Annotated in this window: 20 protein-coding genes; 10 read left to right on the top strand and 10 right to left on the bottom strand. The window is 57.8% G+C overall.

The annotated features are described in order from the left end of the window. Positions 1–6 precede the first annotated feature (6 nt). The gene (gene infB / locus GAL_RS17260) at positions 7–2,487 is read left to right on the top strand and encodes a translation initiation factor IF-2 (protein WP_024098842.1); all 2,481 of its coding nucleotides are present in this window, start codon (positions 7–9) and stop codon (positions 2,485–2,487) included. A 404-nt stretch (positions 2,488–2,891) separates the two neighbouring features. Here infB and mutT read toward each other — a convergent pair whose 3' ends face one another. Genes mutT through GAL_RS17245 form a run of 3 tightly spaced genes read right to left on the bottom strand, consistent with a single transcriptional unit; the run spans position 2,892 to position 5,370 of the window. Next, entirely contained in the window at positions 2,892–3,290 is a 399-nt protein-coding gene (gene mutT / locus GAL_RS17255; protein WP_024098840.1) for an 8-oxo-dGTP diphosphatase MutT, read from the bottom strand. After that, complete coding sequence (gene argJ / locus GAL_RS17250) at positions 3,287–4,516, bottom strand: bifunctional glutamate N-acetyltransferase/amino-acid acetyltransferase ArgJ (RefSeq protein WP_024098839.1); 1,230 nt, start codon at positions 4,514–4,516, stop codon at positions 3,287–3,289. The genes mutT and argJ overlap by 4 nt, the downstream gene beginning before the upstream one ends. Before the next feature lie 2 nt (positions 4,517–4,518). Continuing rightward, positions 4,519–5,370: a peptidylprolyl isomerase gene (locus tag GAL_RS17245; RefSeq protein ID WP_024098838.1), complete on the bottom strand. Its 852-nt coding sequence runs from the start codon at positions 5,368–5,370 to the stop codon at positions 4,519–4,521. Between the two features lie 177 nt (positions 5,371–5,547). Between GAL_RS17245 and secA the strand changes: the two genes are divergently transcribed. The 3 genes from secA (at position 5,548) to GAL_RS17230 (ending at position 10,887) form a co-directional block, all read left to right on the top strand. Then, entirely contained in the window at positions 5,548–8,247 is a 2,700-nt protein-coding gene (gene secA / locus GAL_RS17240; protein ID WP_024098837.1) for a preprotein translocase subunit SecA, read from the top strand. Between the two features lie 147 nt (positions 8,248–8,394). Next, entirely contained in the window at positions 8,395–9,306 is a 912-nt protein-coding gene (locus GAL_RS17235) for a hypothetical protein (protein WP_024098836.1), read from the top strand. Between the two features lie 24 nt (positions 9,307–9,330). Next, positions 9,331–10,887 carry a substrate-binding domain-containing protein gene (locus GAL_RS17230; protein WP_024098835.1) on the top strand — a complete coding sequence of 519 codons (1,557 nt, stop codon included), beginning with the start codon at positions 9,331–9,333 and terminating at the stop codon, positions 10,885–10,887. A 4-nt stretch (positions 10,888–10,891) separates the two neighbouring features. Here GAL_RS17230 and radC read toward each other — a convergent pair whose 3' ends face one another. The 3 genes from radC to dnaK all read right to left on the bottom strand — a co-directional run bounded on the left by radC (position 10,892) and on the right by dnaK (position 14,953). Continuing rightward, the gene (radC, locus tag GAL_RS17225; protein WP_040104307.1) at positions 10,892–11,656 is read right to left on the bottom strand and encodes a RadC family protein; all 765 of its coding nucleotides are present in this window, start codon (positions 11,654–11,656) and stop codon (positions 10,892–10,894) included. Between the two features lie 137 nt (positions 11,657–11,793). After that, on the bottom strand, positions 11,794–12,957 hold the full coding sequence (gene dnaJ, locus GAL_RS17220; protein ID WP_024098833.1) for a molecular chaperone DnaJ: 1,164 nt from the start codon (positions 12,955–12,957) through the stop codon (positions 11,794–11,796). A 76-nt stretch (positions 12,958–13,033) separates the two neighbouring features. Further along, entirely contained in the window at positions 13,034–14,953 is a 1,920-nt protein-coding gene (gene dnaK, locus GAL_RS17215; protein ID WP_024098832.1) for a molecular chaperone DnaK, read from the bottom strand. Between the two features lie 212 nt (positions 14,954–15,165). Between dnaK and GAL_RS17210 the strand changes: the two genes are divergently transcribed. Next, positions 15,166–15,768, top strand: coding sequence for an alpha-ketoglutarate-dependent dioxygenase AlkB family protein (locus tag GAL_RS17210; protein ID WP_040104308.1), 603 nt, complete (start codon positions 15,166–15,168; stop codon positions 15,766–15,768). Positions 15,769–15,787: 19 nt separating this feature from the next. Here GAL_RS17210 and GAL_RS17205 read toward each other — a convergent pair whose 3' ends face one another. Further along, positions 15,788–16,609 (bottom strand): ABC transporter permease, encoded by an 822-nt coding sequence (locus tag GAL_RS17205; RefSeq protein WP_024098830.1) that lies wholly within the window; start codon positions 16,607–16,609, stop codon positions 15,788–15,790. Positions 16,610–16,743: 134 nt separating this feature from the next. On the opposite strand from GAL_RS17205, the gene cysQ reads away from it, so the two are divergent. From cysQ to GAL_RS17180, 5 genes are all read left to right on the top strand, one after another. Continuing rightward, on the top strand, positions 16,744–17,541 hold the full coding sequence (gene cysQ, locus GAL_RS17200; protein ID WP_024098829.1) for a 3'(2'),5'-bisphosphate nucleotidase CysQ: 798 nt from the start codon (positions 16,744–16,746) through the stop codon (positions 17,539–17,541). Next, entirely contained in the window at positions 17,541–18,341 is an 801-nt protein-coding gene (locus GAL_RS17195) for a 3-deoxy-manno-octulosonate cytidylyltransferase (RefSeq protein WP_024098828.1), read from the top strand. Before cysQ ends, GAL_RS17195 begins: the two co-directional genes overlap by 1 nt. A gap of 186 nt (positions 18,342–18,527) precedes the next feature. Then, positions 18,528–19,421: a UTP--glucose-1-phosphate uridylyltransferase GalU gene (gene galU / locus GAL_RS17190; protein ID WP_024098827.1), complete on the top strand. Its 894-nt coding sequence runs from the start codon at positions 18,528–18,530 to the stop codon at positions 19,419–19,421. 96 nt (positions 19,422–19,517) lie between these two features. Next, on the top strand, positions 19,518–20,501 hold the full coding sequence (galE, locus tag GAL_RS17185; RefSeq protein ID WP_040104330.1) for a UDP-glucose 4-epimerase GalE: 984 nt from the start codon (positions 19,518–19,520) through the stop codon (positions 20,499–20,501). Between the two features lie 16 nt (positions 20,502–20,517). Then, the gene (locus GAL_RS17180) at positions 20,518–21,564 is read left to right on the top strand and encodes a glycosyltransferase family 2 protein (RefSeq protein ID WP_244462794.1); all 1,047 of its coding nucleotides are present in this window, start codon (positions 20,518–20,520) and stop codon (positions 21,562–21,564) included. Between the two features lie 3 nt (positions 21,565–21,567). On the opposite strand, the gene GAL_RS17175 is transcribed toward GAL_RS17180, so the two are convergent. The 3 genes from GAL_RS17175 to GAL_RS17165 are packed head-to-tail and all read right to left on the bottom strand — an operon-like array spanning position 21,568 to position 24,388. Further along, on the bottom strand, positions 21,568–22,383 hold the full coding sequence (locus tag GAL_RS17175; RefSeq protein WP_024098824.1) for an ABC transporter permease: 816 nt from the start codon (positions 22,381–22,383) through the stop codon (positions 21,568–21,570). Next, a complete protein-coding gene (locus GAL_RS17170) occupies positions 22,380–23,261 on the bottom strand; it encodes an ABC transporter permease subunit (protein ID WP_024098823.1) in 882 nt (293 codons plus the stop codon). The genes GAL_RS17175 and GAL_RS17170 overlap by 4 nt, the downstream gene beginning before the upstream one ends. Continuing rightward, entirely contained in the window at positions 23,261–24,388 is a 1,128-nt protein-coding gene (locus tag GAL_RS17165) for an ABC transporter ATP-binding protein (protein ID WP_024098822.1), read from the bottom strand. The genes GAL_RS17170 and GAL_RS17165 overlap by 1 nt, the downstream gene beginning before the upstream one ends. Positions 24,389–24,481 lie beyond the last annotated feature (93 nt).

The following is a 24,481-nucleotide window of genomic DNA, read 5'->3' as shown; positions in this document are numbered from 1 at the left end:
AGCTTTATGAGCGATAGTGACGGCAAAAAGACGTTGGGTCTTCGTGGTGGGTCCCGGCCCGGGAATGTGAAACAGAGCTTCAGCCACGGTCGGACCAAGAATGTCGTGGTGGAAACCAAGCGCAAACGCGTTGTGGTCCCCAAGCCGACCGCGGCAAAAGGGGGCTCCGGTGCGACGCCCTCCGGCGACGCATCGCGGCGTCCGGCTGGCATCAGCGATGCAGAGATGGCGCGCCGCCTGAAGGCGTTGCAGGCCGCCAAGGCCCGCGAAGTGGAAGAAGCGGCACAGCGCGAAGCTGAGGAGAAGGCCCGCGCTGAAGAGCGTGAGCGCCGCCGGGCTGAGCAGGAAGCCAAGGAACGCGAACAGCGCGAAGCTGAAGAGCGCGCCCGTCAGAAGGCCGAAGACGAAGAGCGTAAGCGCGTCGAAGCCGAAGCCGCTGCAAAACGTGCAGCCTCTGACGCTGAAAAGAAAAAATCTGAACCAGCCTCGGCACGCCCGGCTCCCGGCCCGTCCTCGCAACCCCGTAAGGGTGACCGCGATCGCGACGACCGGCAGAACCGCAATGCCAAGGGTCGTAATGATGGTGGCGGTCGCCGTTCCGGGAAGCTGACACTTGGTCAGGCCACCGGTGGCGAAGGCGGTCGTCAGCGTTCCATGGCGTCGATGAAGCGTAAGCAGGAGCGTGCGCGTCAGAAGGCGATGGGTTCGGTTGAACGTGAGAAGGTTATCCGTGACGTTCAGCTGCCTGAGGCGATTGTTGTCTCTGAGCTGGCCAACCGGATGGCGGAACGCGTCGGCGAAGTCGTCAAATCGCTGATGAACATGGGCATGATGGTCACGCAGAACCAGACCATTGACGCGGATACCGCTGAGCTGATCATCGAAGAATTCGGCCACAAAGTTGTGCGCGTTTCCGATTCGGATGTCGAAGACGTCATCAAAGAGATCGATGACAAGGACGAAGATCTGCAGTCGCGTCCGCCTGTGATCACCATCATGGGTCACGTTGACCACGGTAAAACCTCTCTGCTGGACGCAATCCGCGATGCGCGGGTTGTTGCTGGCGAAGCCGGTGGCATCACCCAGCACATCGGTGCCTATCAGGTGAAAACCGAAGGTGGCGCCGTGCTGAGCTTCCTCGATACACCGGGTCACGCGGCCTTTACCTCCATGCGGTCGCGCGGGGCGCAGGTCACGGATATCGTGGTCTTGGTTGTTGCTGCGGACGATGCTGTGATGCCTCAGACGATTGAAGCGATCAACCACGCCAAGGCGGCGCAGGTACCGATGATCGTCGCGATCAACAAGATCGACAAACCGGCAGCTGACCCGAACAAGGTCCGTACCGATCTGCTTCAGCACGAAGTGATCGTGGAAGCCATGTCTGGTGAAGTCCAGGATGTCGAAGTCTCTGCCGTTACCGGCCAGGGTCTCGATGAGCTGCTGGAAGCGATTGCGTTGCAGGCGGAAATTCTGGAACTGAAAGCCAACCCCGATCGTGCCGCGCAAGGTGCCGTGATCGAGGCTCAGCTGGATGTGGGCCGCGGCCCCGTTGCCACCGTTCTGGTTCAGAACGGGACGCTGCGTCAGGGTGATATCTTCGTTGTGGGTGAGCAATACGGTAAGGTCCGTGCGCTGATCAACGACAAGGGTGAGCGCGTGAAGGAAGCTGGTCCCTCGGTGCCGGTTGAGGTTCTTGGTCTCAACGGGACACCCGAAGCGGGCGATGTTCTGAATGTGACCGACACTGAGGCGCAGGCTCGTGAGATCGCCGAATATCGCGAGCAGGCAGCGAAAGACAAACGCGCTGCTGCGGGTGCTGCGACCACGCTGGAACAGCTGATGCAGAAGGCTAAGGAGGACGAGAACGTCTCCGAGCTTCCCATTCTGGTCAAGGCTGACGTGCAAGGCTCCGCCGAGGCTATCGTTCAGGCGATGGAAAAAATTGGCAACAACGAGGTGCGCGTGCGCGTCCTGCACTCGGGTGTTGGTGCGATCACCGAGACCGATATCGGTCTGGCTGAGGCCTCCGGTGCGCCGGTCATGGGCTTCAACGTCCGGGCCAACACATCGGCGCGGAACTCCGCCAACCAGAAGGGTGTGGAAATCCGCTACTACTCGGTCATCTATGACCTTGTGGACGATGTGAAAGCTGCTGCCTCGGGTCTGCTATCCGCAGAAATCCGCGAGAACTTCATTGGCTACGCCGAGATCAAGGATGTTTTCAAAGTGTCCAACGTGGGCAAGGTTGCAGGCTGTCTGGTCACCGAAGGTGTGGCACGCCGCTCCGCCGGGGTCCGTCTGCTGCGGGACAACGTCGTGATCCACGAAGGCACCCTGAAGACCCTCAAACGCTTCAAGGACGAAGTGGCCGAGGTTCAGTCGGGTCAGGAATGCGGTATGGCGTTTGAAAACTACGATGATGTCCGCAAGGGCGATGTGATCGAGATCTTCGAGCGCGAGGAAGTGACCCGCACGCTCGATTGATCAGAAGTTCGAAGATGAAAATAAAAAACCCCGGCCAATCTGGTCGGGGTTTTTTGTGGCGGGTTTGGGGGAGGACAAACCCGCCAAGGAGGGGCTGTGTTGGTGTCTGTCAGGCCGCGCGGCTGACGGGTTCACCTTCGTAGGTTTTATTGCCGACGCGGACTGAGATCTTTCCATTGGGCAAGCTGCGCACAAACGTGCCCTGTATAAAAATGAACGCGCCCTGTTTAATCGTTCGGATCATGATCGCTGCCACCTTTGGTCGCCAAGACTTCAGTAAATTTTTTCTGCTTCGTCCTCATGGTTAACCAGAAAAGTTAATGATTGATTGACGGGTTGATCGGGACCCCGCCACAGAAACTGGCGGAGCCATGCGATTGCACCGTAAAATAGGTAATTCCTGGCTACAGCCAGTCCCGCAGAATCGGGATCAGCGGAATGTCAGCGGCTGGCATCGGATAGTCGCGCAGGTTCTGCGCACGCACCCATTTCAGGGTTTGCCCCTCTTTGGCTTGCGGGATGCCTTCCCATTTTCGGCAGGCAAACAGAGGCATCAGGAGATGAAAATCATCATAGCTGTGGCTGGCAAATGTCAGCGGTGCGAGGCAGGATTCCCAGGTGTTGATCCCAAGCTCTTCTTCCAGCTCCCGGATCAGCGCAGCCTCTGGGGTTTCGCCCTGCTCTACCTTGCCTCCCGGAAATTCCCAAAGACCCGCCATGGACTTCCCTTCCGGGCGTTGCGCGAGGAGCACACGGCCTTCCACATCAATCAGGGCGACAGCGGATACAAGAACCATCTTCATGACCGGTAATCCGCGTTGATGGAAATATACTGATGCGTCAGATCGCAGGTCCAGACGGTACTCTTCCCCTCGGCCAGCCCCAGATCAACCTTGATGACAATCTCTGTTTTCGCCATCTCGGCGGCGCCGTTGGCCTCTTTGTAGTCGGGCGAAACCCAGCCTTTTTCAGCAACCAGCACCTCTCCGAAGGAGATCGACAGCTTGTCCCGGTCGGCAGCGGCGCCGGATTTTCCGATGGCCATCACCACACGGCCCCAGTTGGGATCCTCTCCCGCGATGGCGGTCTTCACCAAAGGCGAGTTGGCAATCGAGAGGCCATGAACCTTGGCGTCATGGTCATTCATCGCGCCTGTGACTTGGACTTCGACAAATTTGGTCGCGCCTTCGCCGTCACGAACCACCTGATGCGACAAGTCTAGCATCACGCCTTCCAGCGCGAGGGCGAAATCTGTGTTTCCGGTCACGTCGACGTCCGCAGCGCCAGAGGCGCAGAGCATTAAGCTGTCGGATGTTGAAGTGTCGCTGTCCACGGTGATGCAGTTGAAGGTGCGGTCGCAGATCTGCGACAGGAGGGCTTGCAGGTCTTCCTGTGCGATCTTTGCATCAGTGAAAATATAGACAAGCATGGTGGCCATATCGGGCGCAATCATGCCGGAGCCTTTGGCAATTCCTGCAATAGAGACTGTTTTACCGTCGACCTCAACCGTGGCACCGGCCCCTTTGGCGAAGGTGTCCGTTGTCATGATGGCTTCGGCAGCGCCTTCAATCGATGTCGCATTTAGTCCGTCGTTCAGGGTCGCAATCTGCGACACGATCCGCTCATGAGGCAGTGGCTCGCCGATGACGCCAGTAGAGGCGGTGAACACCCGAGCTGCCGGAATACCCGTGATATCCGCGACCGTGCGGGTAATCTCGGCGACTGAGGTTTGGCCATAGTGTCCGGTAAAGGCATTTGAATTGCCTGAGTTGACCAGAATGGCGGCGCCGTGTGCGGTGTCATTGTGACTTGAGGCCAGTTTTGCCTGACAGTCCAGAACCGGTGCAGAGCGGGTTGCGGATCGAGTGAACACGCCTGCCACAGCGCTGCCCGGATCCATCACAGCGAGCATCACGTCCGTACGATCCTTGTATTTCACCCCGGCGGCAGCCGAGGCAAATCGCACACCGGCGATTTGAGGCAGATCCGGAAAATGTTCAGGAGCGAGAGGAGAGCGGGGCAATGCCATTGTTAGTTCCTTACCAGATCGAGGTTTTTCAGGATTGAGGGATCCAGATCTTCGATCTCCGGGCGTTTAATGGTGGCGGCTGTGGTCAGAGAGAGCACGCGGTCCTCTACCGCGTCCTGACGCATCTGCGTCGCCAGCTCTTCGCGGACCTCATCAAAGGTTGGCGCAGCGGAGGTGCGGCGATCGTTGAGCTTGATCACGTGCCAGCCAAATTGGGTCTGAACCGGAGCGGAGACATCGCCAGCCCCCATCACCAGAACCGCTTCTTCGAATTCCGGGACCATACGGCCCTTGCCGAACCAGCCCAATTCACCACCGTTGGGACCGGACGGGCCAGTGGAGCGTTCGCGCGCCAGAGTGGCGAAATCTGCGCCGGCATCCAGTTCAGCGCGCACTTCGGCGGCATCTTCTTCGGTCTCAACGAGAATATGCGAGGCGTTGAATTCATCGCCGCCTGTGCCGTCGGTATATTTCTCATCATAGGCCGCGCGCAGATCCTCGTCCGAGGCTGCGTTTTCCATGACCTTTTCAATGACATCTGCCGCCAGCAGGGACCGCGCCTCGTTTTCCAGCGACAGGGCAACGTATTTCGGCACCTCGCCATTCAGCTCTTGCTTCAGGCTGGTCTGTTGGATGAGTTGATCCAGGATCGCGTCATAGAGCACATCGTCGGGCAGCTGCTGATACTGCTGGGGCAATGTCGCGCGGGCAATGATCATGTGACCGATTGTGATCTCTTCACCGTTTACCGTAGCCACCACCGTGTTGGCATGAGGTTCAGCGGTTGCGGACATGGGCAGTGTCAAAGCGGCTGCCAGGGCCAGTCCTGACAAATAAGTGAGACCTTTGCGCATTGAATTCTTCCTATTATCTGGCCACGGCGGGGCGTAGCGTTGACACTGTATTTGCGGGACCTTACATCGCCATGAGGCCTTTGGCAGGACCGCTGTTCCATCATTGTTTATGGGTTGCGAGCGGGGCGGGCAAGCCTGCCAACGCCAGGGGTCAATGACAGGACGGTTGGAGAACACATGCTGGGTATCGGAACACTCGCCAAAAAGGTATTCGGCACGCCGAATGACCGCAAAATCAAGGCGACACGGCCGCTGATTGCCAAGATCAACGCGCTGGAGCCCGAGTTCGAGAAACTCAGCGATCAGGATTTGCAGGATAAGACCGCCGAGCTGCGCAAACGCGCGCTGGACGGGGAAAGCCTGGATGATCTGCTGCCCGAGGCTTTTGCCAATGTGCGCGAAGGTGCACGTCGTGCGTTGGGTCTGCGGGCCTTTGACACCCAGCTGATGGGCGGAATATTCCTGCATCAGGGTAATATCTCCGAGATGAAGACCGGTGAGGGTAAAACCCTTGTTGCGACCTTCCCGGCCTATCTCAATGCGCTGACGGGCAAGGGTGTGCATGTGGTCACCGTCAACGAATACCTCGCCAAGCGCGACAGCGAATGGATGGGCAAGGTGTTTGCCCAGCTTGGCATGACCACTGGCGTGATCTGGTCAGGTCAGCCGGATGCCGAGAAAATGGCCGCCTACCAAAGCGACGTCACCTATGCGACCAACAACGAGCTGGGTTTTGATTATCTGCGCGATAACATGAAGCCTTCGCTGGATCAGGTGTTCCAGAAACATCATAACTTTGCCATCGTGGATGAGGTCGACTCGATCCTGATCGACGAGGCCCGTACGCCGTTGATCATATCCGGCCCTGCCGAGGACCGTTCGGAACTCTATTCCACCATCGACAAGTTGATCCCGCTGCTGAGTGATGATCACTACGAGCTGGACGAGAAAACCCGTGGCGTCACCTTCACCGAGGAGGGCAACGAATACCTCGAACAGCAGCTGATCGCTCATGATCTGCTGGAGGAGGGTGCATCGCTTTATGATCCTGAAAGCACCACGGTAGTCCATCACGTCAACCAGGCCCTGCGCGCGCACAAGCTGTTCCAGCGCGATAAGGATTACATTGTTCGCGATGGAGAAGTGGTCCTGATTGATGAATTCACTGGACGGATGATGGCGGGTCGCCGTCTCTCCGAGGGTCTGCATCAGGCCATTGAGGCCAAGGAAGAGGTGAAGATTCAGCCGGAGAATACGACGCTGGCTTCTGTGACTTTCCAGAACTACTTCCGTCTTTATGGCAAGCTGTCGGGCATGACCGGTACCGCAATGACCGAAGCCGAAGAATTTGCCGAAATTTACGGTTTGGGTGTGGTCGAAGTGCCAACCAACCGTCCGATTGCACGCAAGGATGAGGACGATCAGGTCTATCGCACCGCTATGGAAAAATACCAGGCGATGATCAATGAGACCAAGAAAGCCCATGAAAACGGGCAGCCGGTTTTGCTGGGCACCACCTCGATTGAGAAATCTGAACTGCTGAGCCAGCTTCTCCAGAAGGAGGGCATCAAACACAACGTGCTGAACGCTCGCCACCATGAGCAGGAGGCGCAGATCGTTGCTGACGCCGGTCGTCTGGGGGCCGTGACAATCGCCACCAACATGGCGGGCCGGGGCACCGACATCAAACTTGGCGGCAACGTTGAGTTTAAGGTGCTTGAGGCGATTGCAGAGACCCCTGATGGGGATCACGAGGCCATTCGCGCGCGCATCGAAGAGGCGCATGTCGCCGATGAGGAAGCTGTCAAACAGGCAGGTGGCCTGTTCGTTATGGCCTCTGAGCGTCACGAAAGCCGCCGTATCGACAACCAGCTGCGCGGCCGTTCGGGTCGTCAGGGGGATCCGGGCCGCACCGTGTTCTATCTCAGCCTCGAAGATGACCTGATGCGGATTTTCGGCTCCGAGCGGTTGGATAAACTGCTCTCGACCTTGGGCATGAAAGAAGGCGAGGCGATCATTCACCCATGGGTGAACAAATCGCTGGAACGTGCGCAGGCGAAGGTCGAGGGCCGCAACTTCGACATGCGCAAGAACGTTCTGAAATTCGACGATGTGATGAACGATCAGCGTAAGGTGATCTTCAACCAGCGTCGCGAAATCATGGCTGCCGAAGATCTGTCGGAAATCGTTGGCGATATGCGTCATGAGGTGATCGACGACCTCCTTGATGTGCATATGCCGGCCAAGACCTATGCTGATCAATGGGACAGCGAAGGTCTGCAAGAGCAAGTCCGCGAGAAGCTGGGTCTGGACGTGCCCGTGGTCGAGTGGACTGCCGAAGAAGGCGTGGACGACGAGCAAATTCGCGAACGTCTGGTTGAGGCCAGCGACGCGAAGATGGCTGAGAAGACCGAAGCCTTTGGCCCGGAAACCATGCGCAATATCGAAAAACAGGTTTTGCTGCAGACAATTGATGCGAAATGGAGGGAGCATCTGCTGACGCTGGAGCATCTGCGGTCTGTTGTCGGTTTCCGTGGCTACGCGCAGCGCGATCCGCTCAATGAATACAAGAACGAGAGCTTCCAGCTGTTCGAGAACATGCTCGATACACTACGGGAAACTGTCACCCAGCAGCTGGCCCATGTGCGTCCCATCAGCGAAGAAGAACAACGCCAGATGATGATGCAAATGGCAGCCCAGCAGGCCGAATTGCAGAAGGCTGCGGCAGGCGCTGCGGAAGCGGCAGCGACACCGGAGGCCCCGGCAGAGGGCTTTGTCGAGGATGATCCGTCGACATGGGGCAACCCGTCACGAAATGACAAATGCCCCTGTGGCTCCGGCAAGAAGTTCAAACACTGCCACGGTCGGTTGAGCTGAGGTGTTAGGCGGGGTCGATCCGCTCACATAGTCTGGTGAAATCTGTGAAAATTGCACGCTTTCGCCAGATTCTCTGCAAGGGGCGGCCATCAATTGGCCGCCTTTCTGCGTCACGGTTCCTTAACCTTTTTGGGTAAGGAGTCGGTAATGATCAGCAAACGAACAGCCCTGATGAGCGCGGCGACCCTCTGTAGCGCCCTGGCGATTGGTCTTGTTATGCAGCACACCTCGCGCAGTCCGCAGGCTAGTGTAGCCGCGTCCGTAGTCGAGCCGACCGTAGCGCTGCCTGATCTGCCTGCGGACGCTCCGCTTCAGATTGAAGCCATCAGCCTGACAGCGGCCACTCCCGAAGAAGTTGACGGCAATGCTCAGAAAGTTCTGCGTCAGGATCCAGAGACCTCTTGCGAGATGACCGCTGAAGCTGTTCCTGGCCCGATGGCGGAGGTGCGGCTGACCGTATTGTCCCTATGCCGACCGGGTGAACGTTTGACCATTCATCACAATGGCATGATGTTCTCCAGCCGACTGGATGCGACTGGCGCGCTGACGGTGCAGATACCGGCTTTGTCCTCCTCGGCGGTGTTCATCGTGGAACCCAAAAGTGGCCGTGGCGCGGTTGCGACAACATCGGTGCCGGATTTGGATCTTGTGAGCCGGGTCGTATTGCAATGGGCAGGCAACAGCGGGTTTGAACTACATGCGCGGGAATTTGGCGCGGGCTATGGTAGTGCGGGTCACGTTTGGCGTGGCGCCGACCTGACGGCAGGCCGTGGTTCCGTCGTACAGCTTGGCGATGCTACGCAGCTGGCCCCGCGGTTGGCGGAGGTCTATAGCGTGCCACGTCTTGGCGGCGATCAAAGCGGTGCGATTGATCTGACCGTTGAGGCCGAGGTGACCGCGATCAATTGTGGTCGTGATGTTTCGGCGCAGACGCTGGAATTGCGCGATGGCAGATTGCGAACCCGTGACTTGACGCTGGCAATGCCAGATTGTGCTGCTACGGGTGACTTTCTTGTGTTGAATAATCTTCTGGAAACACTGAAAATCGCCGCAAATTAACTCGCGGTCTATTCAGGATTTCTCATGGCTTTGTTTCGTGCGGCAATATGCGCCGCACTCTTTCTCGTCACTGGGATCCTGCCGCTGAAGGCGCAGGACGTGACACTTTCGTCGCCAGATGGAGCCGTTGAGATTACCGGAAATATTCTGGGATTCGACGGCGAATTCTATCGCGTTGATACCAAGTTTGGCGAGTTGACTGTCGACGGCTCAGGCGTCAGCTGTGAAGGGCCGGGGTGCCCGAGCCTGTCTGACTTCGTTGCAGAGATCAGCCTGTCCGGATCGTCGACCATGGCAGAGGTCCTTTTGCCGGCCCTGATCGAGGGGTTTGCGCTGCGAAACGGGTTTCAGACACGGCGCGATCCGATGCCCGACAACAATTTCGACTATGTCCTGTTGCGTGATACTGGCCGTGTTGCAGCGAGGTTCAGCTTCTTTGTCAGCAACACGGACGAAGGGTTTGCCGATCTTCTCACCAATGAGGCCGACATTGTCATGGCCTTGCGTGAGATTCGCAGTGCCGAGCGTGAGCGGGCCCGTGAGGCGGGGATGGGCGATATGACCGGCGCGCAGCGTAGTCGCGTTCTGGCGCTGGACGCGATGGTGCCTGTTGTGGCACCGGGCAATCCCGTCCGCTCAATCTCGGTTGCAGATCTGGCAGGGGTGCTGTCTGGTGACCTCAGCAATTGGTCGGAGTTGGGTGGACCAAATGCGCCGATTTCACTCCATCTGCCGGTGGCAGGCTCTGGTCTGGCGCAGGCGATCTCTGACCGGCTGGAGACACCAGATATCGCGGCACTGGGAACCCGTTTGCGGCGCCATGATCGTGGCAGCACTCTGGTGCGCGTTGTTGCAACGGATCCCTTTGCGCTTGGGTTGGCCAGCTTTGCCGAAACATCGACTGCGCGGGTCCTGACTTTACGAGGTGCCTGTGGGTTTTCGCTGCGCGCCAACCGCCGTTCGATCAAAACCGAAGATTATCCGCTGACCGCGCCGATGTTTCTCTACCTGCCGTCCCGGCGGTTGCCTAAGCTGGCACGGGATTTCCTAAGCTATGTGCGTGGACCCAGTGCGCAGATCGTGATTCGCAGGGCTGGCTTCGTCGATCAGGCACCCGAGCGTATCTCCATGAATGTTCAGGGCGACCGCTTGGCCAATGCCATCACCGCGGCGGGGCCAGAGGTGCCGCTGGGGGAGCTGCAGCGACTTGTCTCTCGTTTGGATGGCTTACAGCGTCTGACCACGTCTTTTCGGTTTGAGCCGGGCTCGACCCGCCCGGATGCGCAATCTCGAAGCAATATCATGCAACTGGCGCGCTCGCTTGAGGCGGGCGCCTATGATGCGCGGGAACTGGTTTTTGTCGGCTTCTCAGACGGGGATGGACCTGCGAGTGGCAATAAAGCCATCGCCATGAAACGTGCCGAGGCGGTGCGTGATGCGGTGATTGAAGCTGCTGAAACTGCCAACTTGGAGCGTACAGAAATCGAGATTGCAGCGTTCGGTGAAGCACTGCCGATGGCCTGCGAAGACCAACGATGGGGGCGGCAAGTGAATCGCCGGGTCGAGGTCTGGGTGCGTTAAACTGTCAAAGGTATCCTTCGGAGCGGAAGCTGAGTTCGCTGGATTTTCCGATGATCAGGTGATCGTGCAGCACAATATCCAACGCGGCCAGGGCGCGGGCAACACGGTCGGTCATTTCAATGTCGCTGGACGATGGTGTCGGATCGCCTGATGGATGATTATGCACCAATATCAGGGCGCTGGCGCTGATCTCCAAGGCCCGCTTTGCGATTTCGCGCGGATAGACAGGGACATGGTCGACGGTGCCTTTGGCCTGTTCCTCATCCGCAATCAACTTGTTTTTACGATCAAGGTATAGCACTCGGAACTGCTCAGTTTCGCGGTGGGCCATCACAGTATGGCAATAATCCAGCAATGCGTCCCAAGAAGAGAGGATGTGGCGTTGAAGGACCTTTGCACGGGCCATGCGATGGGCGGCGGCCTCCAGCACCTTAAGATCGGTGATCACGGCATCACCAATTCCCGCAATCTGGGAGAGCCGTTCGGGGGGCGCAGTGATCACGCGGTTGAAGTCGCCAAAACTGTCGAGCAACTGACGCGCTAGCGGCTTCACATCCCGGCGCGGGATGGAGCGGAAAAGCACCAGTTCCAGCAGTTCGTAATCCGGCATCGCAGCGGCGCCCCCTGTCATGAATCGGTCCCTCAATCGGGCGCGATGATCCCTGATGTAAGAGGGGGGCGATGATGGTTTTGCGGAAGATGCAGTGAGTTTTGCGCTGTCTGGGAACAGCGGCAGAGAGACGTCCTCGAATGCGGGCTCCTTGGGCATGACGCAATGCTCGCGCTGCCAGGGTTGCCAAAGGGTTAATCCGTCAGGCCAAAGCAGTCCCGTACCGAAAAACCATCAAAAAAAGCGCCCTTTTTTAGGGCGCTTTATCTTGGTCTCATGCTGTGAAAGAGCTGGGCTTAGCCCTTCATCCCGTCCCAGAAACTCTTGACGGAAGAAAAGAAGCTCCGCGATTCCGGGTTGGTGTTATCTTCGGAGAGATCCTCGAATTCCCGCAGCAGCTCTTTTTGCCGCGAGGTGAGGTTTACCGGGGTTTCCACCGCGAGTTCGATGAACATGTCGCCGGTGGCCCCACCGCGCAGCGCAGGCATACCCTTACCGCGCAGGCGCATCTGGCGGCCAGATTGACTGCCTTCGGGGATCTGGACCCGCCCGCGACCACCGTCGATGGTTGGCACTTCGATTGCACCACCAAGAGCAGCCTTGGCCAAGGATACCGGCACGCGGCAATAAAGGTTATTGCCGTCGCGTTCAAACAGATCATGCGCGGCCACTTCTACGAAGATGTAGAGATCACCGGGAGGGCCACCACGCATACCTGCCTCACCTTCGCCAGCAAGGCGGATGCGGGTACCGGTTTCTACGCCAGCCGGGATATTCACGGATAGGGAGCGATCTTTCTCGACGCGACCGTGGCCCTGACAGGACTTACAGGGGTTCTTGATGATCTGGCCAAGGCCGGAGCAGGTGGGGCAGGTGCGCTCCACCGTGAAGAAGCCCTGTTGCGCGCGCACTTTGCCCATGCCTGAGCAGGTCGGGCAGGTGGTTGGCTCCACGCCGCCCTCAGCGCCGGTGCCCTCGCAGGACTCACAGGCCACAGCGGTCGGCACGTTGATGGTTTTGTGCATACCCGCGAAGGCATCCTCAAGCGAGATGCGCAGGTTATAGCGCAGGTCGGAGCCGCGCGCGGCCCGTTGCCGTCCGCCACCCTGGCCACCACGACCACCCATGAAGTCGCCGAACAGATCGTCGAATACATCAGAGAAAGCAGAGGAGAAGTCTCCGCCGCCAAAGCCCTGGCCGCCCTGACCACCGCGCTGACCGCCACCCATGCCGTTTTCAAAAGCCGCATGGCCATAGCGGTCGTACGCGGCCTTTTTCTCTGGATCTTTCAGAACATCGTAGGCCTCGTTGGCCTCTTTGAATTGCCCCTCGGATTCGGGATTGTCCTTGTTCCGATCGGGGTGCAGCTCTTTGGCCTTCTTGCGAAAGCCTTTCTTGATTTCATCGGCGGTGGCCCCTTTGGACACCCCGAGAATGTCATAGTAATCTCGTTTGGACATCGGAATACCCCTTTTGCCGCAACGAGAGCGGGCCGGCCCGGAGTTCGGACCGGCCCGCTCTGGCCAAAATCAGACCTTAACGCTTGTTGTCGTCCAGATCTTCGAATTCGGCATCGACAATGTCATCATCACCGGGGCCTGCCGCATCGTCTGCGGCGGTAGGTTCATCCGCAGCCTCTTCTTGGCTCGACTTGTAGATCGCCTCACCCAGCTTCATTGCCGCTTCGGTGACGTTCTGAACGCCGGATTTGATCTTCTCAGCGGTGGACTTCTCATTCTCGAGATCGTCCTTCAGTGCAGCAATCGCCAGTTCGATGGCTTCGATGGTGGTCGGGTCGACCTTGTCGCCATGCTCTTCCATCGATTTCTCGGTGGAGTGGATCAGGCTTTCGGCCTGGTTCTTGGCTTCGATCAGCTCACGACGTTCCTTGTCCGCCTCGGCGTTGTCCTCGGCATCCTTGACCATCTTTTCGATATCATCATCGGACAGACCACCGGAGGCCTGAATGGTGATATTCTGCTCTTTGCCAGTCGCCTTGTCCTTTGCGCCGACCGAAACGATGCCGTTGGCGTCGATGTCAAAAGTGACCTCGATCTGCGGCATGCCGCGCGGCGCGGGCGGGATGTCTTCGAGGTTGAACTGGCCGAGCATCTTGTTGTCAGCCGCCATCTCGCGCTCACCCTGGAACACACGAATGGTCACCGCGTTCTGGTTGTCTTCCGCAGTGGAGAATACTTGGCTCTTCTTCGTCGGGATGGTGGTGTTGCGGTCGATCAGTCGGGTGAACACACCGCCGAGGGTTTCGATGCCCAGCGACAGCGGTGTCACGTCGAGGAGAACAACGTCTTTCACGTCACCCTGCAGAACGCCGGCCTGAATGGCGGCGCCCATGGCAACGACCTCATCGGGGTTCACACCCTTGTGCGGCTCTTTGCCGAAGAATTTGGTGACCTCTTCAATCACCTTCGGCATGCGGGTCATACCGCCAACCAGAACAACTTCGTCAACGTCGGATGCGGAGAGGCCCGCATCCTTCAGCGCAGCGGCGCAAGGCTTCATGGAGGCTTTGATCAGATCGCCGACCAGGCTTTCCAGCTTCGCACGGGTCAGTTTCATGACCATGTGCAGCGGCTGACCCGAGGACGGATCCATCGAGATGAACGGCTGGTTGATTTCGGTCTGGCTGGAGGAGGACAGCTCGATCTTGGCTTTTTCAGCGGCTTCTTTCAGACGCTGCAGGGCCATCTTGTCCTTGGTCAGGTCGACGCCGTGCTCTTTCTTGAACTGCTCTGCCAGATAGTTGACGATGCGCATGTCAAAGTCTTCACCGCCGAGGAAGGTATCACCATTGGTGGATTTTACCTCGAACAGGCCGTCGTCGATTTCCAGAATGGTCACGTCGAAGGTACCGCCGCCAAGGTCATAGACCGCGATGGTTTGGGTTTCTTCTTTGTCCAGACCATAGGCCAGAGCCGCAGCTGTCGGCTCGTTGATGATGCGCAGCACTTCAAGGCCAGCAATTTTGCCGGCGTCTTTCGTAGCCTGACGCTGAGCGTCGTTGAAATACGCAGGCACGGTGATGACGGCCTGAGTCACTTCTTCGCCGAGGTAGGATTCGGCGGTCTCTTTCATTTTGCCCAGGATGAAAGCGGAGATCTGCGACGGGGAGTATTTCTCACCCTTGGCTTCGACCCATGCATCACCATTGCCGCCGTTGATCACGGCGAAGGGCAGGTTTTTCTTGTCTTTTGCCAGATCCGTGTCGTCAAACCGGCGACCGATAAGGCGCTTCACGCCAAAAACGGTGTTGTCCGGATTGGTGACGGCCTGACGTTTGGCCGGCTGGCCCACCAGACGTTCATCGTCGGTGAAGGCTACGATCGACGGTGTGGTACGGGCGCCCTCAGCGTTTTCGATAACGCGAGGCTGCGAGCCGTCCATGATGGCCACACAGGAGTTGGTGGTCCCGAGGTCGATTCCGATAACTTTGCTCATGTTCGATCCCTTTTTACTTTCTAAGGCGATTACCCGAGGTCTGAACCCATTTTGGCATTCCGGCCCCGATTCAGTTGCGGTTTGGTCTGCACCTCACCGCTTCCCGGCGTATATAGGGAGCACAAATGCCCCCTGCAACCGCCAGATCGCGTCCTGTTTCGCGAATTACAGCGGTTTTTGACAGGGGAGCGGTTAAGAACGGGCTAACAGTGATGATGAAGTTGCGATTGCGGGGGTTTGAGCTGACAAAACCCCTTCTGGATATGGATGGGCAGCAGCGGCTGATTGAGTGCCTGCGTCCGGTTCTGCGTGCAGCACCACTGTTTTCACCCGAGGTGCCCGGTGGCGGTAAGATGTCTGTGCGGATGACGTCAGCCGGGGCCTATGGCTGGATCAGTGACCGGGATGGATACCGCTATGAAGAGCGCCATCCGACCGGGCGCCGCTGGCCTGAGATCCCAACAGAGATTCTGGACATCTGGCGAGTCACTACTAGGTTGGAACGGCAGCCGGATTGCTGTCTGATCAATTATTATGGTGAAGGGGCCCGGATGGGCTTGCATCAGGACAAGGATGAGGCGGATTTCTCCTATCCGGTGGTGTCCATTTCTCTTGGGGATGACGGTTTGCTGCGGATTGGCAATTCATCGCGCGGCGGCAAGACCGACACGATCTGGTTGAACTCAGGTGATGTGGTCGTGATGGGCGGGGAAGCCCGGCTGACTTATCACGGGGTGGATCGCATTCGGTTCAAATCCTCACGCCTGCTGCCAAAGGGCGGGCGGATCAATCTGACCCTGCGCGTGGTGACCTGAACGGTGGGCTATCCGTGGTCTAGCGTTTTGCTCCCCAGCTGATCGAGGCACGGCGGCGCGTGTAAAACTCCCCCATCAGGCCAATCATGATCAGTACCAGGGCGACCCAGCAGGCATATTGCCAATTGCTGAAATGAGGATTGTAGTTGATGAACACAAATCCTCGCGCCTGATCAATACAGTGAAACAGCGGATTCCAGTCAAACATCGACAGCATGAAACTGGGCAGGGTGTTGGCCAGAAACATCTTGCCCGAGGCGATCATATTGGCCCGCTGATAGATCGTCGAAATAATGCCCACGGTCCCCGGCGACCAAGGTTTCATGACCAGCAGGATCAAACCTACCGCAGCGCCTGTGATCCAGGAGAGCAGCACCATGCCAAAGGCTGCGATTGGCTCTTCGATTTCAATCGGGGTGAAGGCGACGTGATAGACAAACAGGATGATCAGCATCGACAGCACCTGAATGTACAGCGACCCAAGTGCGGCTGAAAGAATGGCAACGATGGTGTTCATTGGCGCATGTTGCATCATTGGGCTGCTCGGCCCCTCGGCGCCTGATACAGCCGCGACAGCCTTGGTGTGAGTCAGAAACAGAAAGACGCCTGACATGACATAGAGCAGGAAATCACCACGAATGGCTGCGCCGCGTAAACCAAGCAGCGAGAACATCAGGTAAAAGACAACGACGAACATCACGGCCTGCGTCAAATTAAGTGCAAGCGCCATGAAGGCATTGTTATGTTTGGAACGCACACTGCGCGCCACGGAATGAAACACAACCTCACCCATGGCGATGAGGCTGCTGAGACGGGACCGTTTGTGGCGCTGCTCGAACATGAAGTTGCTTAGCCTGACCTGCTTTAGGTGAAACTCTGCTTATCGTTACCACGGAAATCTTGCTGTTCCCTTTCCCCGCGACCATAAGGGGGACAACTGCTGTAATCAACCAAACCCGGTCAGGGAGAGCGTTTGTGACATATGATGACCTTATTCCGGTAATCCGCCGATTGGCGATCGAAGCCGGAGAGAAGATCATGGAGATCTACAACTCGGACGAATTCGAGGTGAAGGTGAAGTCGGATGAAAGCCCGGTCACGGCCGCCGATGAGGCCGCCGACGCCCTGATCTCCGCAGGGCTGCGGGCGGCATTTCCGGATGTGATGCTGGTGACTGAAGAACAGGCCGATTCGCATAGCAAGAGCGGCGACACCTTCCTGATCGTTGACCCCTTGGATGGAACCAAGGAGTTCATCCATCGCCGCGGTGACTTCACCGTCAATATCGCGCTGGTTGAAAACGGCGTGCCGACCCGTGGTGTGGTCTATGCTCCGGCGCGGTCGCGGATGTTCTTTACGCTGGCCGATGGGGCTGCGGTTGAGGAGACCGGTGCGTTTGATCCCACCACGATGGGAGAAATCAAACCCATTCGCGTCGCAGATAGCGACAATGATGCGCTGATGGTGGTTGCCTCCAAATCTCACCGTGATCAGGCGACTGATGACTACATTAATAAATATGCGGTGAAAGACAGCAAAAGCGCAGGCTCGTCGTTGAAGTTCTGTCTGGTCGCCACCGGAGAAGCTGATCTCTATCCACGGGTTGGCCGCACCATGGAATGGGACACCGCAGCTGGCCATGCTGTTCTGTGTGGCGCTGGTGGTCAGGTGGTGCGTTTCGATGACCACAGCCCACTCACCTACGGCAAGGATGGATTCGCAAACCCCTTCTTTATTGCCTATGCGCCGGGTGTGGAGCTGAAGAAAGCCTGATGTCCGTTCTGATTGTCATCCCCGCCCGCTACGCCTCCACACGGTATCCTGGCAAGCCGCTTGTTGCCTTGACCGGTGCCAGCGGAGAGAGCCAAACGCTGATTGAGCGATCCTGGCGCGCTGCCATGGCTGTCAATGGTGTCGACCGTGTGGTGGTGGCCACTGATGATGAGCGGATTCGCGACGCTGCGACAGGGTTCGGCGCCGAAGTTGTGATGACCTCGGAAAGCTGCGGCAATGGGACCGAGCGCTGTGCGGAGGCGTTGGCCAATCTTGGCGGAGGCTACGATATCGTCGTGAACCTGCAAGGGGACGCGCCGCTGACGCCGCATTGGTTTGTCGAAGATCTGATCTCGGGCCTGCGCGGTGCCCCTGACAAGGGGCTGGCAACACCGGTGTTGCGTTGCGACGGGGCGACACTGAACAGTCTTCTGGCGGACCGTAAGGCCGGTCGCGTTGGAGGCACCACCGCTGTGTTCGGGCGGGATAACAACGCGCTCTACTTCTCGAAGGAAGTGGTGCCGTTCACCTCGGCGACCTATGAGGCGGATCAGGACACCCCGGTGTTCCATCACGTCGGGGTCTATGCCTACCGGCCAGACGCGCTCAGTGCTTATCCAGGCTGGCCAGTCGGCCCCTTGGAGACGCTGGAGGGGCTGGAGCAGCTGCGTTTTCTGGAGAATGGGCGCAAGATCCTCTGTGTGGAGGTTGAGGCGCGCGGACGTGAATTCTGGGAGCTGAACAACCCCGAAGACGTTCCACTGATTGAGGCGATGATGAAAAAGATGGGTCACAAATAGGCCCGAATTGTCGGTAAAATGAAACATCTTAGGGAAGGTCGTGAGCGAAAAGTGACTGGGGGTATATTTTCTGAATTGCCTGCGGAATACTTGGATCGGTCTTTCGAGGCAGGTTTTGTCACCAAATCGGCCACCACTGACAAACCGCATCAGAACGGTTTGAGAAATAGACAATGAGAGTGCGATATGCGTAAAAAAGTAACGAAGGCAATTTTTCCGGTGGCTGGACTTGGGACGCGGTTCTTGCCGGCAACCAAATCTGTTCCCAAAGAAATCATGACACTGGTTGATCGTCCGCTGGTCCAATATGCCATTGATGAGGCGCGTGAAGCCGGGATCAAGGAATTCATCTTTGTCACCTCGCGCGGTAAAGGTGCGCTTGAGGATTATTTCGACCATTCGCCCATGCTCGAGCAGGAGCTGCGCAAGAAGGGCAAGGATGACCTGCTGGACATCCTGAAGGCGACCAATATGGATTCCGGTGCGATTGCTTATATTCGTCAGCATCAGGCGCTGGGCCTTGGTCATGCGGTTTGGTGCGCGCGCCGCCTGATCGCCAATGAACCCTTTGCGGTGATCCTGCCCGATGACGTGATCGCAGCGGAAACGCCCTGCCTCAAGCAGATGGTTGAGGCCTATGAGGAAACCGGCGGCAATATGGTTGCAGCCATGGAAGTCCCCCCGGAACAAACATCATCCTACGGGGTGCTGGATGTGCGTGATGACATGGGATCGGTGGTGTCTGTGAATGGCATGGTTGAGAAGCCCAAAGCTGATGACGCACCATCCAATCTGGCGGTGATTGGCCGCTATATTCTGGCCCCTTCTGTGCTGCGCAATCTTAACAAGAAGAAGCAGGGTGCCGGTGGTGAGATCCAACTGACCGATGCGATTGCTGAAGACATTGCCGATGATGTGCCGGTCTATGGCTATCGGTTCCGTGGTCAGCGGTTTGACTGTGGGTCCAAGGCGGGCTTCCTGCAGGCAACGGTTGCCTTTGCGCTGGCGCGGGAAGAACTGCGTGATGATCTGATGTGCTATATCAATCAGATTGCGCAGGTTGATAAGGCGGCGCAATAAGACCTGCCACTTCGCCGCGAGGGGCGAAGATTGGTACATGTGAATTTTGGGTGGCCGGGCAGCAACGTCCGGCCTTTTGATCAGGAAAACGCTGCTTTGACATATATTCTGGTGACCGGTGGGGCCGGCTATATCGGTTCCCACGCTTGCAAGGCGCTACGCGCGGCCGGGTTCACACCTGTGACCTATGACAATCTGGTAACCGGCTGGCAGGACGCGGTGAAGTTCGGCCCCTTCGAGAAGGGGGATCTGAGAGATCGCGCGCGACTGGACGAAGTTTTTGCCAAATACCAGCCTGCGGCGGTTATGCATTTCGCCGCATTGAGTCAGGTGGGCGAAGCCATGAGTGAGCCGGGTCGCTACTGGGCCAATAATGTTGGTGGCTCCCTCACTTTGATCGAAGCGGCGGTAGCAGCCGGATGCCTTGATTTCGTGTTCTCCTCCACCTGTGCCACCTACGGGGAGCATGACAATGTGGTGCTGGACGAAAGCACGCCGCAGGTGCCGCTGAATGCCTATGGCGCCTCCAAACGTGCGGTTGAGGATATCCTGCGCGACTTCGGTGCGTCGCACGGGCTGCGATCAGTGATCTTCCGCTATTTCAACGTGGCGGGTGCTGATCCGGAGGCTGAGGTCGGCGAATTCCATCGTCCCGAGACTCATCTGGTGCCGCTGGTTCTGGACGCGATTGATGGCAAGCGTGATGCGCTGACGATTTTCGGAACCGATTACGACACGCCGGATGGGACTTGCGTACGCGATTATGTGCATGTCTGCGATCTGGTCGATGCCCATGTTTTGGGCCTGAAATGGTTGAAAGACGGTAAGGGCAGTCAGGTCTTCAATCTGGGGACAGGCACCGGGTTTTCGGTGCGCGAAGTGATGGACAAGGCCGAAGCGACAACCGGCAAATCTGTGCCGCATTCCATTGGGCCGCGGCGCGCCGGGGATTGCACCAAGCTGGTTTCGGGTTCTGTGCGGGCGGCAACGCTGCTAGGCTGGGAGCCGACCCGTTCCGATCTTGAGACGATGATTGCGGATGCCTGGGGCTGGCACAAAGCCGGTGCCTACGAGCGTTAAGATGACGGGGCCAACAATGGCTCCGGGTTCTGTGCCGCTGCCGGATATTTCGCTGGCGGCGGCTTATCGGCTCAGATGGCAGCGTCGGCGGTTGCTTTGGCGGGCGTTCCGGGCACGTCATCAACTGAGACTGGTGGCAGATCATACTGTCGATCTGACGGCAGATGGGGTGATTGCCATCACCGTAATGAGAAACGAAGCGGCCCGGCTCCCTTTCTTCCTCAAGTTCTACCGTGATCTGGGTGTTGATCACTTTCTGATCGTTGACAACGACAGTGATGATGGGGGGGCGGAATATCTTGCTGCTCAACCGGATGTTTCACTCTGGCACACGACAGCAAGCTACCGGGATGCGCGATTTGGTCTGGATTGGGCGACCTGGCTGCAGATCCGCTATGGTCACCGTCGCTGGTGCTTAAGTGTTGATGCAGACGAATTGTTGGTGTTTGGCGGTGATGCGCAACATGGCTTGCGCGGATTGACTCATTGGCTGGACCGTCAGGGCAGGATTGGCTTTGGCGCGCTGATGCTGGATCTTTTCCCCAAGGGGCCGCTGGGAAAGGTGAACTACTCGCCCGGCGATGATCCCCGCGATGTCTTGCCGTGGTTTGATTGCGGTCCCTATCGCGGGGTCCGGCAGACACCACGGGGCAATCTGTGGGTGCAGGGCGGCACGCGGGACCGGGTGTTTTTTTCAGATGACCCACAGCGCGCGCCGACATTAAACAAATTGCCGTTGATCAAATGGGATCGCCGCTACGTCTACACCAATTCCACTCATGCGGCGCTGCCGCGACGGCTCAATGCACTCTATGATGGGCCGAATGGTGTTCTGCCATCCGGGGTGCTTCTGCACAGCAAATTCCTGCCTGAGATCACGGAGAAAGCGCGGATCGAAAAACAGCGCGGTCAGCACTTCGGTCAGCCGCATCAGTTCGAAGGTTACTATGATCAATTGGCGGCCGGGCCGGACCTCTGGCACGACAAGGCGCTGCGCTATGAGGGGTCAAGTCAGCTTGAGGCGCTGGGGCTGGCCCGCGCCCCGGAGTGGGACGCGGGCTGATGCTTAGCTGCGTTCGGCGTTTTGCTCGTCGCGGCGCTGGCGTACCAGTTGGCGTTTGGTGACCAGCGAGGCGGTGACCACGCCGACCGTTACAATGGCGATCATAATTGTAGAAAGGGCGTTGATTTCCGGGCTGACCCCCAGCCGCACCGCAGAGAAGATCTTGATCGGGAGCGTGGTTGCCGCAGGTCCTGATGTGAAGGACGCAATGACCAGATCGTCCAGCGACAGAGTGAAGGCCAAAAGCCAGCCAGAGATCACCGCAGGTGCGATGATCGGCAACGTCACGAGGCGGAACGCCTCAGCCGCAGAGCAACCCAGATCCAGCGCAGCCTCTTCCAGAGAGCGATCAAAGGTCACCAGCCGTGAGGAGACGACGACCGAGACGTAGCACATCGAAAAGGTCGTATGTGCCAGCACGATGGTCATCACGCCACGATCCAGACCGATGCCGATGAACAAAAGCAGCAGCGACAGGCCGGTGATCACTTCCGGCATCACCAGTGGTGCATAGATCATACCCGAAAACAGTGTGCGGCCCAAAAAACGCCCGCCGCGCACCAGGACATAAGCGGCGATGGTGCCCAGCACAGTTGCGATGGTCGAGGACAACACCGCGACCTTCAGCGTCACCCAGGCTGCATTCAGAAACGCCTCGTTCTGCAGCAATTCGCCGTACCATTTGACGGAGAATCCTGCCCATACGGTGACCAGTTTGCTTTCATTGAAGCTGAAGATGATCAGGATCACCATCGGGATATACAGAAACGCAAACCCCAAAGTCAGCGAAACGGTGTTGAACCAGCTCAATCGGGTCATTGGTCCGCCTCCTGTTGTTTTTGCTGGTTCCGCTGGAACAGCACGATGGGTACGATCAGGATCAGCAGGAGCACAACTGCCACCGCCGAGGCCACAGGCCAGTCGCGGTTGGAAAAGAACTCTTCCCACAATACCTTGCCAATCATCAACGTGTCAGATCCACCCAGCAGCGATGGGATCACAAATTCGCCGAGTGTCGGAATGAAGACGAGGAAACAGCCCGCGATGATACCTGCGCGGGACAGGGGAATGGTGACCAGCCAGAAGGCCTCCATACGCGAGCAGCCCAGATCTTCGGCGGCCTCAATGAGCGAACCATCCAGCCGTTCCAAAGCGGAGTAAATCGGCAGAATCATGAACGGCAGATAGGTGTAGACGATACCGATATAGACAGCTGTATTGGTGTTCAGGATCGTCAGGGGCGTATCAATCAGCCCGGCCCATATCAGGAATTGGTTCAAAAGGCCTTCGTTCGACAGGATACCCATCCAAGCATAGACCCGGATCAGAAAGCTGGTCCAGAACGGCAGGATCACCAGCATCATCAGCGTTGGGCGCCATTCCGAAGGCGCGCGTGCCATGCCGTAAGCCATCGGATAGCCCACGAGCAGGGTCAGAATGGTCGAAATCACCGCGATACGTAAGGAACTGAGATAGGCCTTCCAGTAGAGGTCATCTTCGGTCAGCCAAGTGAAATTCTCAAAATCGAGATCCGCAAGGAAGGCGCCGATACCGGTGACCCAGTCGAACTGCGGCATATAGGGCGGGCGGGCAACGGCGGCATCCGACAGCGAGATTTTGAAGACGATGGCAAAGGGCACGAGAAACAGCGCCAGCAGCCAGACATAGGGAATGGCAATCAGGATAAAGCGGCGCATTAGTTCGCCAGCAGAACACCGGCGGTGGCTGTCCAGGACAGCCAGACCGAGTCTTCCCAGGTAAAGGCGCGGCGTGCAATGCGGCGGGTATTGGCGGCCTGCGCCTTGATCACCGCGCCGGAGGGCAGCTCAACGTGATAGGTGGAGATATTGCCGAGATAGGCGATATCGAGAATACGCCCCTGCACCGTGTTGTCAGCCTCCGACGGGCGCTCCGCGCTGATCGTGACTTTCTCCGGGCGGATCGCCAGATGACACGCCTGCCCATCGGAGAAGGATGCCTGACTTTTGACTGTGAGCGGGGCGGCGCCATCTTTCCAGTTGACCGCGAATTGTTCAGGGCCGGTGGGGGTGGCTGTGCCGCCGATGATGTTCACATCGCCAATGAAATCCGCAACATAAAGAGAGTTCGGCGTTTCATAGATCCGGTCTGGTGTGGCCACCTGCACGATCCGGCCATTGTCCATCACCGCCACGCGGGAGGCGACAGTCATTGCCTCTTCCTGATCATGGGTGACAATGACAAAGGTGGTGCCGGTTTTTTCCTGAATATCCATCAGTTCGAACTGGGTATCCTGGCGCAGCTTCTTGTCGAGCGCGCCGAGCGGTTCATCCAGCAGAAGCAGTTTCGGAGCCTTGGCCAGCGACCGGGCCAAGGCAACCCGCTGACGTTGGCCGCCGGAGATCTGGTGCGGTTTGCGGCGGGCGAATTTCTCAAGCCGGGTCAGACGCAGCATTTCCTGCACCCGTTCGGCAATGTCATGCTTGGGCTTATTCTCGCGCTTCAGTCCAAAGGCGATATTGTCCCAGACGCTCAAATGCGGGAACAGGGCGTAGGACTGGAACATCATATTCACCAGCCGCTTGTTCGGCGGGACCGGGGCAATATCCTGACCTGACAGGAAAATCTTGCCTTCGGTTGGGGTCTCAAACCCGGCAAGCATCCGCATCATTGTTGTTTTGCCGCAGCCTGACGGACCAAGCAGGGCAAAGAACTCTTTCTCATAAATTCCGAGCGTAAGATCGTCGATGGCGGTGAACTCACCAAAACGTTTGGTGACATTCTGGAATTGGATCAGGGGCTTGGCCTCTTGATCGTTCCAGGGTTCAAAAACAGGAATGGTCACGTGAGCCCCCAGTAATAGACGCAGATTGTGGAACGGGCGCGGAACCGCTGCCGACGTCCTTAAAAGGTAAAACGCGGGACAAATACCATGCCC

It is taken from the genome of Phaeobacter gallaeciensis DSM 26640 (genome assembly GCF_000511385.1).
GTDB lineage: Bacteria > Pseudomonadota > Alphaproteobacteria > Rhodobacterales > Rhodobacteraceae > Phaeobacter > Phaeobacter gallaeciensis.
The sequence above is the reverse complement of the archived record's forward strand: the minus strand, read 5'-3'. Positions and strand labels throughout refer to the sequence as shown.